Genomic DNA, 12,853 nt, shown 5'->3' with positions numbered 1-12,853 from the left:
TGAAAACCGGATTATACACGGGCTTTGCCTCCCGCTTTCGCCCTATATGGCGGAAAGGACGGCAAATTACCAGACTGTTGCGGCGCAAACCGGTGAGCCGCTCAGGCGGCAGGCACGTCGAAAACCTCGCCGGGGCGCATCGGCCGGAAACGGCTCTCCTCTACCTCCTGCCCGACAAGTGCTGTCTTGAGCGCCGCAAGCGGTGCATCCACCGCTTCATCGGTAAGCTGCACCGTGCCCCAATGGTGGCCGCAGACATGTGCAGCACCGCAGATCTTCATGCCTTCCACGGCTTCCGCCGGGTTCTGGTGCTGGCCCTTCATGAACCAGCGCGGCTCATAGGCGCCGAAAGGCAGGTTGGCGAGACGGAATTCGCCGTGCTTCTTGCGCGCGGCGTGATAATTGAGGCCCTCGTGAAAACCCGTATCGCCGATATGGTAGATCTTGCCGCCAGGCGTTTCGATGACGAAGGCCGCCCAGAGCGCCATGCGCCGGTCGTTGAGACCCCGCGCGGACCAATGGTGGCAGGGTTCGAAATGAATTTTGACCGAACCGGTCTCCACGACATCGCCCCAGTCCCCCACCTTGATACGCGCCGCCTCGACGCCCGTACGGATGATTGCGTCATTGCCGAGCGGCGTGACGAAAAGCGGTTTGTGCGCCACATGCAGCCGCTTCAGCGTTTCCATATCCAGATGGTCGTAGTGATTATGCGTCACCAGCACCAGATCAATGGGCGGCAAATCCTCGAAGCGGATACCGGGCGCATTGACGCGTTTGGGACCGACAAAACTGAACGGGCTGGTACGCTGCGACCATACCGGATCGATGAGGATATTCAGCCCCGCCGTCTGGATGAGAAAGGAGGCGTGACCGACGAAGGTGACGCGGATATCTTTTCCGTCGATCCGCGGTTCCGGCTTCGCGAACGGAAAGGGGCTCGGATAATCTTCCGGCCATGTGGCGCGCTCGCCGTTGAAGCGCCATTTGAGCAGGCCCATGAAATTGCCGGGCGGCGAACCGCCGGGGTTGAAGAAGCGCACCCCGTCGAAATGATCGGAGATCGGGCCACTATAATAGGCGCTGGCGTTCGAACGGCGGGCAAACAGCGCACCGCCCGCCACAGCGAGCAATCCAAGAGTTGAAAAACGAAAGAAGTTTCGACGGTTCATGCTAAAGGTATAGGGAGCGGAATGGTGCCGTTCAAGCGGCGCCATTCGCGGCTTGCAGCCGATCACGCAAAGATGAAATGCGTAGCCGCGCGGCTGAAAACCGGCACCGCCTTGACTTTTCCCGCACTTTCCTGTTTATCCCCGCCAATCAGCTGGCAGTTTCACGACTCCAAGCCGCCGACCGGGACCCGCAAAGGTATAAAGAGATCCCGGAGGTCAACACCCGACAGCGCGATGCGCCCTCGGGTGCTTTTTGGCTTTGCGTCTTGTTTTTGCCAGCGAAAGCACCGACGTTTCGGAGACCCCGGAACGAAGAAGGAAGAAACGATGTTTGAAAACCTCCAGGACCGCCTTGGTTCCATTCTGAATGGACTGACCGGCCGTGGCGCGCTGACGGAAGCCGACGTTGCCGCCGCCCTGCGCGAGGTTCGCCGTGCGCTTCTGGAAGCGGACGTTGCGCTGGAAGTCGTGCGTTCCTTCACCGACAGAGTGCGTGAAAAGGCTGTTGGTGCCGCCGTCCTGAAGTCCATCAAGCCTGGCCAGATGGTCGTCAAGATCGTGCATGACGAACTTGTCGAGATGCTCGGCACCGAAGGCGTCTCGATCGACCTGCATGCGGCCGCCCCGGTCGTCATCATGATGGTCGGTCTGCAGGGTTCGGGCAAGACCACCACCACCGGCAAGATCGCCAAGCGCCTGACGGACCGCGAGAAGAAGAAGGTGCTGATGGCATCTCTCGACACGCGCCGTCCCGCAGCCCAGGAACAGCTTCGCCAGCTCGGCGTGCAGACCGGCGTCGACACGCTGCCCATTATCGCCGGCCAGTCGCCGACCGATATCGCCGCGCGTGCCGTGCAGGCTGCAAAACTCGGCGGCCATGACGTCGTCATTCTCGACACCGCCGGCCGCACCCATATCGACGAACCCTTGATGCTGGAAATGGCCGACATCAAGAAGAAGTCCAACCCGCATGAAATCCTGCTGGTCGCGGATTCGCTGACCGGTCAGGACGCCGTCAATCTCGCGCGCAATTTCGATGAGCGCGTCGGCATCACCGGCCTCGTGCTCACCCGTATGGATGGCGATGGACGCGGCGGCGCGGCCCTCTCCATGCGCGCCGTTACCGGCAAGCCGATCAAGCTGATCGGTATCGGCGAGCGCATGAACGAACTCGACGAGTTCCATCCGCGCCGTATCGCCGACCGTATTCTCGGCATGGGTGACATCGTCTCGCTGGTCGAGAAGGCCGCCGAAAACATCGATGCGGAAAAAGCCCGCTCCATGGCCGAGAAAATGGCCAAGGGCAAGTTCGACCTCAACGATCTCGCCGACCAGCTTGGCCAGATGAAGAAGATGGGCGGCATGGGCGGCATCATGGGGCTGATGCCCGGCATGGCCGGCATGAAGGATAAGATGGCTTCGGCCGGCATGAACGACAAGATGTTCGACCGCCAGATCGCCATCATCTCCTCCATGACCAAGGCGGAACGCGCCAATCCCGATATTCTGAAGCACAGCCGCAAGAAGCGCATCGCCGCCGGTTCCGGCACGGATGCCGCTGAAATCAACAAGCTTCTGAAGATGCATCGCGGCATGGCCGACATGATGAAGGCCATGGGCGGCAAGGGCAAAGGCGGCATCATGAAGCAGATGATGGGCGGCCTTGCCGGCAAGATGGGCCTCGGTGGCCTTGGCGGCGGCATGCCTGATCTGTCGAATATCGATCCGAAGCAGCTTGAAGCGCTCCAGAAGCAGGCTGAAGCCGCCGGTCTCGGCAAGCCGGGCGCAATGCCCGGTCTTGGTGGTCTGCCGGGCGGATTGCCGGGTCTGGGTGGCGCCAAGCTGCCCGGTCTTGGCGGCATGCCGGGCCTGCCCGGCTTTCCGAAAAAGAAGTGAGGGGGACACCGGTGAACAATACAGAAGTGAAAACCCAGCTTTCCGAATACCGCCAGTCGATCGACAATATCGATGCCGCACTGGTCCATATTCTTGCCGAACGTTTCCGCTGTACCAAGGCGGTGGGCGTGCTGAAGGCAAAGTACAATTTGCCGCCGGCCGACCCGGCGCGCGAGGAATACCAGATCGAACGCCTTCGCCATCTGGCGAAGGATGCCAATCTGGACCCGGATTTCGCCGAGAAGTTCTTGAACTTCATCATCAAGGAAGTCATCCGGCATCATGAAGCAATCGCCGCCGAACATGGCGGCACCGAAAAGACCGCCTGAACGGCGGACAAGCCATCCTAAGGAGTAAATAAAATGGCACTTAAAATTCGTCTCGCACGCGGTGGTTCCAAGAAGCGCCCGTATTACCAGATCGTCGTTGCTGACGCCCGTTCGCCCCGCGACGGCCGTTTCCTCGAGAAGGTCGGTTCCTGGAACCCGATGCTCGCCAAGGACAACCCGCAGCGCGTTGAGCTGAAGGCTGACCTCATCAAGGAATGGATCGCCAAGGGCGCACAGCCGACCGACCGCGTTCTGCGCTTCCTCGCAGAGGCCGGCCTTGCCGAGCGCGCCGCTCGCAGCAACCCGGAAAAGGCACTGCCGGGCAAGCGCGCCCTGGAACGCGTCGCAGAAAAGAAGCAGAAGGCTGAAGATGCAGCCGCTGCTGCTGCGGAAGCCTCTGCCGCAGAATAATCTGCGCGGAATCTTTTGAAGAACGGGTGGCGTGGTTTTCCATGCCGCCCGTTTTTTGTTTATTTTGGCGTCAACAAACCTTAAAGCTGACGCAACCAACACCAGAAGACGGACGGCCCGATGGCAAAGCTGGAAAACCCGGTACTCATGGCAAAGATCGGCGGCGCGCAGGGTCTGCGCGGCGAAGTCCGTGTCAGCACCTATACGGCCGATCCGATGGCGCTCGGCGATTATGGCAATCTGGTCACCGCCGATGGCCGTATCTTCGAAATTCTGGAGGTTCGCGAGGGCAAGAATGTGGTCGTCGTCCGTTTCAGGGGCGTCAACGATCGCAATGCGGCGGAAAGCCTGAACGGTCTGGAACTGTTCATCGACCGCGACAATCTTCCTGACGACGAACTTGATGACGACGAGTTTTATTATGCCGATCTCGAAGGGTTGGAAGCCGTCGATGCCGAAGGCAAAAGTTATGGCGCCGTCAGCGCCGTTTACGATTTCGGCGCGGGTGACCTGCTGGAACTCAAAGGCGCTGGCCGCCGACCCGCGCTCATTCCGTTTTCCGAATCTGCCGTGCTTGAAATCGATCTGGAAGGCGGCCGTATTCTCATCGATCCCATGGCTGCCGGCCTGATCGACAATCCGGACGACAAAGACGAAACCGGCGGATCGCCGTTCGGCAAGAAATAAAACCATGACGTTCAAGGCTACCGTTCTGACGCTCTACCCGGAAATGTTTCCGGGGCACCTGGGATATTCGCTGGCGGGCAAGGCGCTGGAGCGCGAGCAATGGTCGCTTGAGGCCGTGCAGATCCGCGAATTCGCCACCGACAGGCACAGAAGCGTCGATGACACGCCGGCAGGCGGTGGCGCCGGCATGGTGCTGAAACCCGACATTCTCGCAGCCGCCATCGACCATGTTTCCAATGGCGATACGCGACCGCGCCTGCTGATGAGCCCGCGCGGCAAGCCACTGTCGCAGGATCGTGTGCGCGAACTGGCGGCGGGCGACGGCGCGATCATCGTGTGCGGACGCTTCGAAGGTGTCGACCAGCGGGTCATAGAGGCACGCGGGCTGGAGGAAGTGTCGATCGGCGACTACATCCTCTCCGGCGGTGAACCTGCGGCGTTGACGCTTCTGGACGCCATCGTCCGCATTCTGCCGGGCGTGATGGGCAACGATCTGTCCGGCGTTCATGAAAGCTTCGAAGGCGGGCTTCTGGAGCACCCGCATTATACCCGGCCACAGGTCTGGGAAGGCCGTGACATTCCTGCCGTTCTCACCTCCGGCAACCATGCCGTCATCGACAAGTGGCGGCACGAGCAGGCGCTGGCGCTGACGAAGGAAAGACGGCCAGATCTTCTCAAAAAAGCTCAGGTCGAAACGAAGTAATAGGCCGTCAATATCAGCCCGACCGCAATCACCAGCCAGCGGATGATCCATTGCGGCACCCGCCTTGCCGTGTGCACGCCCGCATATCCGCCAAGTGCAGCCGCCGGGAACATGATGAGAGCCGCCCACCAGGAAACGACGCCGCCACTGACGAAGATCGTAATCGCGATGACGGCGATCACCACCGACAGGAGGTTCTTCAGCGCGTTCAGATGATGGTAGCTGCCGCCCGAGGTCATTCCGAGGATGGCCAGCATCATGATGCCCATTCCTGCCCCGAAAAAACCGCCATAGATGGAGGCGAGCCCCTGAAAGACGAGGCTCGGCAGATTACCAGGTGACCGTTCCGCACTGGCCTTGGGCCGCAGCCATGGGCCGGCAGCGAAAACGACGGTCGCCGCCAGAAGCAGCCAAGGCACCAGCTGGCGGAAGGAGGGATTGTCAAGCGAGAGCAGAAGCAGCGACCCTGCCAGCCCGCCGACGACGGAAACCGCAGACAGGAGGATCGCTTCACGCCAATGCGCACGGATTTCCGGACCGTAGGCGATCACCGACGTGATGTAGCCCGGAAACTGCACGATCGCCGACGTGGCGTTGGCGACGATGGGCGGCAGGCCGGCAAGCGTCATCGCTCCGAAGGTCAGGAAAGTGCCGCCACCGGCAATCGCATTGACGACGCCCGACAGGAAACCGGTCGCAAACAGCATGAGAACGATGAAAACTGACATGGCCCCTCCCAAGGTATTCATGCCATAGCCGGAGGAATGCGCCTTCGCAACCACCCGAGCGCGACGCAGAATTGATAAAATATTGTCATGAAAGGGATGACAAATGGCGCTGCCTCGTGTATGTGCCCGCGTGGAATTGGGGTTTTCCCCTTTAACCGTAATCAAAGAATGGCGAACCCGCTCCTGCCGCAAGGCATGGTCCGAAGGCATTGACCAACGGACGAACGTTGAGCGCTCTGGCTGTTTCAGAAGAAATCAGAGGTTAACATGACCAATATCATTCAGCAGCTGGAAGCCGAACAGGCTGCCAAGATCGAAGCAAAGCGCACCCTGCCTGAGTTTTCTCCGGGCGATACGCTGCGCGTGAACGTGCGCGTTACCGAAGGTAACCGTACCCGCGTTCAGGCCTACGAAGGCGTTTGCATTGCCCGTTCCGGCGGTGGCCTTTCCGAAAGCTTCACCGTTCGCAAGATCTCCTACGGCGAAGGCGTCGAGCGCGTATTCCCGATCTACTCCCCGCTGGTCGAAGGCGTTGAGATCGTTCGCCGCGGTAAGGTTCGCCGCGCGAAGCTCTACTACCTGCGCGACCGTCGCGGCAAGGCTGCCCGTATCGTTGAAAACACCGGTACCCGCGCCCGCAAGCTGAACGAGTCCGAGCGTCAGGCCGTTGCCGAAGAAAAGGCACGTCTGGAAGCTGAAAAGGTAGCAGCAGCACAGGCTCTCGCCGCCGAGAAGGCAGCAGCCGAAGCAGCAGAAGCCAAGGCAGCGGAAGAAGCAGCGAAGGCTGCGGAAACTGCAGCGGAATAAGATTTCCATTTAGATGGATTGACGAAAAGGCGGTCTTCGGGCCGCCTTTTTTGTTGCGCAAAAATATCAGGGAGATCCGAAACGCGGCGCAGCGGGACCGGCCTTTTTCGCGCCCACGCCCTTCAAAATACATCGACCGGCCGAGTTCAAAAAGCATATTGCTTTAGGTCTTACTCGAACAGCATTGCCTAATTTCACTTATTGTGCAATTTTCATGCAGTTTTAGGTGTTGATATGCTTTTTTTTAATTCTTTTTTAACAAAAAATGAGAGCGCTTTTTTTGCTGTTGGCCTTGCCAGCGCATTGATGAATATACTTCATCTTTCAGGCTCTCTCTTCATGCTGGAGGTCTACGACCGCATTCTGCCAAGCAAGAGTATTCCATCTCTTGTGGCGCTGGTCGTTCTCCTCGTGGTCCTCTATGCGTTTCTGATGGGCTTTGATGTTTTGCGAGGCCGGATATTGGCACGCATCTCGGACAATATGGATGACGCGCTCAATCAGAAGCTTTTCAGGGCATCGATCAGTGCGCCGCTGGTTGCCTCCGCTAAAGTCGACGCGCTGCAGATCGTTGGCGATCTCGATCAGATGCGTCAGTTTCTTTCCGGCCCCGGCCCCGGCGCGTTTTTCGATATTCCGTGGCTGCCGATCTATCTGCTGATCTGTTTTGCCCTGCATCCCTGGATCGGTTTTGCCGTGCTTGGCGGCGCGGTCGTCCTGGTTATACTGACGCTTCTGACCAACTGGCTGACGGAAAGGGCAACCAAGCAGGCTTATGCCGTGCGTGGGCAGAGAAACGTCCTCGTCGGCAGCAGCCAGCGCAACATCGAATCCATCAAAACCATGGGCATGATGGGGGCGGTGACATCGATGTGGGACGGTCTGCATAACCAGTACCGCGCCGTCACCCTGTCGACGTCAGATACGGCAGGCATGCTCGGAGCAATTTCCAGAACATTCCGCCTGCTGCTGCAGTCCGGCGTCATGGCCATTGGCGCCGTGCTTGTTATTGACGGGAATGCCTCAGCGGGCAGCATCATCGCGGGCTCGATCCTTTCGGCAAAGGCGCTTGGCCCTGTTGAACATGCGATTGCAAACTGGCGCGGCTTCATGACCGCGCGGCAGGGCTGGAAGCGCGTCAACGAATTTCTCGAACTGGTGCCGGAACCCGTTCCGCCGCTTTCCCTGCCGCGTCCGCAATTTACCGTGGCCGTTGATCGCGTAACCGGTGGCCCACCCAATGGCGCGCGCGACACCGTTGCCGATATCTCGTTCACATTGAATGCGGGCGATGGTCTTGGGATCATTGGCCCCAGTGCCTCCGGCAAATCCACGCTGGCGCGTCTCATAACCGGTATCTGGCCTTATGAGCGCGGCTCCGTGCGCTTCGATGGGGCGGCATTGAACCAGTGGGATTTCGAAGTTCTCGGCAAATCCATCGGTTATATGCCCCAGCAGGTGGAACTGATGCCGGGGACTGTGGCGCAGAACATCGCCCGCTTCGACCGTGATGCGACGGCGGAATCCATTGTATCCGCCGCCAAGGCCGCACAGGTGCACGAGCTCATCCTCAACCTGCCCAATGGTTACGATACCTATATTGGCGACCGCGGAGAGGCATTGTCAGGCGGGCAGAAACAGCGCATCGGCCTTGCACGCGCACTTTTCGGCGAGCCCTTCTTCGTGCTTCTCGACGAACCGAACTCCAATCTGGACAGCGAAGGCGAGGCCGCTTTGCGCAACGCCATCGGTGACATCAGGGCGCGGGGCGGCATCGTCGTCGTCATTGCCCATCGCCCCAGCGCCATCGAAAGCATCAATCTCGTAATGGTAATGAGCAATGGCCGGATGTTCCGCTTCGGCACCAAGGAAGAGGTGCTTGCGCAGATCCTGCGGCAGAATATCCATCAGGTACCGGCAGCAGAGGAAGAAACACGCAAGATCGAAAACCGGGTGAGCGAAAATGGCTGAGACAAAGAAAGCCGGTTTGACGCATGCGTCTATCGCCAAACACTCGGCTGCGGTGATCGTTCTGGCTATCGGTCTTCTGGTTGGATTGGGAGGCTGGGCGGCTCTGGCAAAACTTGCCGGCGCGGTCGTCGCCACCGGTCGGGTTGTTGTGGAAGGCAATTCCAAGAAGATCCAGCATCTCTCCGGCGGTATCGTCAGCGAAATCGATGTTGCCGAAGGTGACAGGGTCGACGCCGGCCAGGTTTTGCTGCGCCTGAGCGATACGATCGTCCAGGCCAACCTGTCCATTGTCGAGAACACGCTGGCACAACTCTATTCGCGCCGGGCGCGTCTGGGGCTGAGCTTGCCGAGGCATCTTCCTTTTCCGTTCCAGAGGATCTGGAGGCCCTGACGAATTCCAAGGCTGCAAAGACGTTTATCGATAGCGAACAGAGCCTTTTCAGCAGCCGCCGCAACGCGCTGAGCGGCATGAAAAAGCAGTTGGCGACGCGTAAGGACCAGCTTGCCGATGAGGCCCGGGGCCTCGGTGTTCAGGTGGGAGCGACCGACAACGAGCTTGTCATCGTCAAGGAAGATGTTTCCAAGACGCAGGAGCTCTACAGCAAGGGGCTCGTGACGCTTCAGCGCCTTAATCTCCTGAAGCGCCAGCTTTCCAATCTCGAAGGCCAGCAGGGCCAGTACATGGCGGCCAGGGCCCAGACGGTGGGCAAGCTGAGCGAACTGGACCTGCAGTTGCTGCAGCTTGACGAAGACCGCAAGTCCGAGGTGACCAAAGATCTGACGTCGATCGAAGCGACGGTGGCGGAATATGAAGAACGGCTTGCGGCAACACGCGACCAGCTGGATCGCCTCGATATTCGCTCGCCCATTGCAGGACGCATCTATCAGCTCTCGGTGCACAACATAAATGGCGTGATCCAGCCGGGTGAAGTGCTGATGCTCGTGGTGCCGGAAAAGGAAGAGCTTGCAATCGAGGCCAACATAGTTCCGCGAGACATCGACCAGATTTACGTGGGACAGCCGGTAACCATTCGTTTCACGGCATTCAATCAAAGTACTACGCCGGATATCAGCGCGGAGGTCGCCGTCGTTGCTCCCGATCTGCAAACGGATTCCCGAACTGGAACATCCTATTATTCGCTGCGCATCAAACCAAGCAAAGCTGGAATGGAACATCTTCCCGGAGGAAAACTATATCCCGGCATGCCCGCAGAAGTATTCATACAGACAAGCGAAAGAAGCGTTCTTTCTTATTTTGTAAAACCATTCCAGGATAGACTGAGAGAAACGTTCATACAGGAATAAACTACTTTAAAAATTCCGTTTCATAGTAAAATCTTCACGAAAGGACACGAGAGAATCAAAAATCAATTTTTCTAAAAAAACAATTTAATATATATTGTACTGTCAATTTTTATGGATTAGATATCACAAGCATATTTATCCAAAAGTAAATTTCACATCATTTCATTCTCAAAAATTTATGGGAGAGTAACATGGCATTAACAGTAACCTTCGGTAATGGCGGTGCCTCCACGGTTTCATCGCTCACCAATCTGGTCGATCAGGAAGCTTATAAGCTCCTCACGGAATCCACGACGCAGACCAAGAACGGCTCCTCGCTCGATTCCGGCGTAGTCAACGTCGCGGCCGTCGCGGTTCCCGGCAGTGGTGCAGGCGGAAATGTCGATGTCGGATACGATGCCAGCAAGAACGGCTTCACCTTTGACGTAACGTCGGCATGGAACTCGGTGAAAAACGTTCTCGCCAAGTCCGAGACCTCTGAAAATCTTTCGTTCAAGGATTTCGTTCACGTTGACGTTTACCTTGGCGGCACAGGTTCTTCCAATGTCGAAGTTCTGAACGCCAAACGCGGCAATATCACCACCGGCGCTGGCAACGACACGGTCACCGTCTCCGTCGTTTCGAATGACAGTGGTTGGGTAAATGCCTTCAACATCGACACCGGTGCAGGCAACGACACCATCACCGTCAAGGCTGGCACGGCGTTCAACAGCGCCTCTGCTGCGGGCACGGGCGGTATTGCTGCCGGCACCAATGTTGTGAACGGTGGCGCTGGCGTCACCGACGGCAGCTTCACCTCCGTCACCATCAACGCTGGCGCCGGTAACGATACGATCGATCTCAGCGGCGTAAAGCTTGCTTCTTCGCTGGTAACGGGCGGCACGGGTATCGACCACATCATTGCAAGCGCTGGCGCCGATACCTTCGTCTTCAATCTCGGCGACATGGCCAAGAGCATTGTTACCGACACCATCACCGGCTTCAATGCGTCGATGGACAAGCTGAAGCTGGTCGGCACGACAATCAGCAACTGGACAGTGTCGACCTATGAGGCAGACACCATTGTAAGCTACAACGTCGATGGCGCGCACAAGGGCGAGAAAATCGTTCTTGAGGGTGTTCACCTGACAGGCAGCGACTGGTTCACTGCATAATTCTCTAAAAGAGAATTTCTGCACAATACCCCTTAAATAGTAGTGGCCCGGACACATGTCCGGGCCACAATTTTTTATGTTGATGCGGCAAGGGACGGCTTTGATCGAGAAGCCTCAACAGCTGGCGAGGTGCCCCCATTGTCGCCTTCCGAAATCAGGCCGCCTCCGCCTGATTGCCCATTTTGCGCGCCGCGATGATGACGAGCACACCTGCTAGCGCAAGGCAGAAGGCAAGGAAGAACATTGGCGCAATCGTGCTGCCGGTTTGATCCTTGATCCATGGCACCACGTTCTGCGCCACGAAACCACCCAGATTGCCGACGGAGTTGATGGCGGCGATGCCGGCAGCGGCACCTGCTCCCTCAGGAAGCGGCCGGGCAGGCTCCAGAACACCGGCTGGCCGGCGAAAATGCCCGCAGCGGCGATGCAGAGGAAGGCGAACTGCAGGACCGGGTCGCTGAGCAGCGCCGACATCAGCAGGCAAAACGCGCCGACGAAGGCAGGGCCGACGATATAAGGCGTCTTGTTCTTCGCCTTGTCGGCTGCCAGAGGCACGACGAAGAGGGCGACGGCCACGATCACCCAGGGGATGATGTTGATGAAGCCGTTGGCGGTGTTGGAAACGCCGAAGCTCTTCACGATCGTCGGCAGCCAGTAGCTGAGACCATAGGCCGCCAGCGGAAAGCCGACATAGCAAAGCGCCATGAACAGCACACGCGGATTGATCAGGGCCTTGAAGCCATCCTCCGCATGCTCTTCCATGCCCTTGTTTTCTTCGGCCAAGCGGTTCTTCAACCAGTCCTTCTCAGCCTGGGTCAGGAACTTCGCCTTTTCCGGTGTATCATCCAGATAGAAGAAGGTGGCTATACCGGCGATGACGGCGGGAATACCCGTTGCCAGGAACACCCACTCCCAGCCGGCATAACCAAGGAAACCATCGAGATCGAGCAGCATGCCGCCGAGCGGTGCGCCGATCGCATTGGCAAGCGCACTGAAGATCATGAACAGGCCGATCATGCGGCCGCGATAATCGCGCGGGAACCACAGCGTCATCAGGAACAGCACGCCCGGGAAGAAACCGGCCTCGCAAAGCCCCAGCAGGAAGCGCAGGATGTAGAACATCGTGGCATTCTGCGTATAGGCAAGCGCGATGGTGACGGCACCCCAGGAAACCAGAATGCGGGCGAACCATTTGCTGGCGCCAAAACGGTTGAGGAACAGATTGCTGGGCACTTCGAAAATGAAATACCCGATGAAGAACAGCGAAGCGCCAAGTCCATAGGCATATTCGCTGAGGCTCAGCGCATCGACCATCTGCAGCTTGGCATAGCTGACGTTTTGCCGGTCGATATAGGCGATGAGATAGAGAAGGCCAAGAAACGGCATCAGCCGCCAGGTGATCTTCGAGATAAGGGATTTTTCCGATACCATATGCTTTTCCCTCCCTTCGATTGCTCGTCGAAATGCAAATGATAAGGGGACCCATCTATATGTGCGGCGCAAAATACGCAAGTTGCATTGCATCATAACCAATGGTGAAAGGGCTGCAAAAAAGGCACTTCAAGGTCGCAAGCAGATGGTGCGGCGCACATTTAAGTCGCCGCGTCAGCGTTTTACGGTCGGCATGCATTCATATTGCCGCGAAACCGGCAATCTGCTATGAAGACCGCCATGGGATCTAAATTCGGAT

Annotated in this window: 10 protein-coding genes and 2 pseudogenes; 9 read left to right on the top strand and 3 right to left on the bottom strand. The window is 58.1% G+C overall.

Annotated elements, in window-relative coordinates; genetic code table 11:
* Nucleotides 1–101: 101 nt before the first annotated feature.
* Nucleotides 102–1,217: an MBL fold metallo-hydrolase gene (locus G3A56_RS12285; RefSeq protein ID WP_035241219.1), complete on the bottom strand. Its 1,116-nt coding sequence runs from the start codon at nucleotides 1,215–1,217 to the stop codon at nucleotides 102–104.
* 282 nt (nucleotides 1,218–1,499) lie between these two features.
* Between G3A56_RS12285 and ffh the strand changes: the two genes are divergently transcribed.
* The 5 genes from ffh to trmD all read left to right on the top strand — a co-directional run bounded on the left by ffh (nucleotide 1,500) and on the right by trmD (nucleotide 5,198).
* Nucleotides 1,500–3,068 carry a signal recognition particle protein gene (gene ffh / locus G3A56_RS12280; protein ID WP_003492495.1) on the top strand — a complete coding sequence of 523 codons (1,569 nt, stop codon included), beginning with the start codon at nucleotides 1,500–1,502 and terminating at the stop codon, nucleotides 3,066–3,068.
* An 11-nt stretch (nucleotides 3,069–3,079) separates the two neighbouring features.
* Nucleotides 3,080–3,397 carry a chorismate mutase gene (locus G3A56_RS12275; RefSeq protein ID WP_082183136.1) on the top strand — a complete coding sequence of 106 codons (318 nt, stop codon included), beginning with the start codon at nucleotides 3,080–3,082 and terminating at the stop codon, nucleotides 3,395–3,397.
* Between the two features lie 33 nt (nucleotides 3,398–3,430).
* The gene (rpsP, locus tag G3A56_RS12270; protein WP_003492498.1) at nucleotides 3,431–3,808 is read left to right on the top strand and encodes a 30S ribosomal protein S16; all 378 of its coding nucleotides are present in this window, start codon (nucleotides 3,431–3,433) and stop codon (nucleotides 3,806–3,808) included.
* A 120-nt stretch (nucleotides 3,809–3,928) separates the two neighbouring features.
* Nucleotides 3,929–4,495: a ribosome maturation factor RimM gene (gene rimM / locus G3A56_RS12265; protein ID WP_003492500.1), complete on the top strand. Its 567-nt coding sequence runs from the start codon at nucleotides 3,929–3,931 to the stop codon at nucleotides 4,493–4,495.
* Nucleotides 4,496–4,499: 4 nt separating this feature from the next.
* Nucleotides 4,500–5,198 (top strand): tRNA (guanosine(37)-N1)-methyltransferase TrmD, encoded by a 699-nt coding sequence (gene trmD / locus G3A56_RS12260; protein WP_003492502.1) that lies wholly within the window; start codon nucleotides 4,500–4,502, stop codon nucleotides 5,196–5,198.
* Here the strand turns inward: trmD and G3A56_RS12255 are convergent.
* Nucleotides 5,180–5,926, bottom strand: coding sequence for a sulfite exporter TauE/SafE family protein (locus G3A56_RS12255; RefSeq protein ID WP_035241222.1), 747 nt, complete (start codon nucleotides 5,924–5,926; stop codon nucleotides 5,180–5,182). The two genes, trmD and G3A56_RS12255, sit on opposite strands and share 19 nt — an antisense overlap.
* Before the next feature lie 267 nt (nucleotides 5,927–6,193).
* Here G3A56_RS12255 and rplS point away from each other — a divergent pair, with 267 nt between their 5' ends.
* The 4 genes and pseudogenes from rplS (at nucleotide 6,194) to G3A56_RS12235 (ending at nucleotide 11,163) form a co-directional block, all read left to right on the top strand.
* Complete coding sequence (gene rplS / locus G3A56_RS12250) at nucleotides 6,194–6,733, top strand: 50S ribosomal protein L19 (RefSeq protein ID WP_003492508.1); 540 nt, start codon at nucleotides 6,194–6,196, stop codon at nucleotides 6,731–6,733.
* Between the two features lie 234 nt (nucleotides 6,734–6,967).
* Nucleotides 6,968–8,704 carry a type I secretion system permease/ATPase gene (locus tag G3A56_RS12245; protein ID WP_082183139.1) on the top strand — a complete coding sequence of 579 codons (1,737 nt, stop codon included), beginning with the start codon at nucleotides 6,968–6,970 and terminating at the stop codon, nucleotides 8,702–8,704.
* Nucleotides 8,697–10,009 (top strand): annotated as a pseudogene (locus tag G3A56_RS12240) (HlyD family type I secretion periplasmic adaptor subunit). The gene G3A56_RS12245 and the pseudogene G3A56_RS12240 overlap by 8 nt, the downstream one beginning before the upstream one ends.
* Nucleotides 10,010–10,200: 191 nt before the next feature.
* Nucleotides 10,201–11,163 (top strand): rhizobiocin, encoded by a 963-nt coding sequence (locus G3A56_RS12235; RefSeq protein ID WP_082183144.1) that lies wholly within the window; start codon nucleotides 10,201–10,203, stop codon nucleotides 11,161–11,163.
* Nucleotides 11,164–11,317: 154 nt separating this feature from the next.
* On the opposite strand, the pseudogene G3A56_RS12230 reads toward G3A56_RS12235, so the two are convergent.
* A pseudogene (locus G3A56_RS12230) lies at nucleotides 11,318–12,594 on the bottom strand (MFS transporter).
* Nucleotides 12,595–12,853: the final 259 nt, after the last annotated feature.

This window comes from Rhizobium oryzihabitans (genome assembly GCF_010669145.1).
In the GTDB taxonomy this organism is placed as follows: domain Bacteria; phylum Pseudomonadota; class Alphaproteobacteria; order Rhizobiales; family Rhizobiaceae; genus Agrobacterium; species Agrobacterium oryzihabitans.
This window is presented reverse-complemented; position numbering and strand designations above follow the sequence as displayed.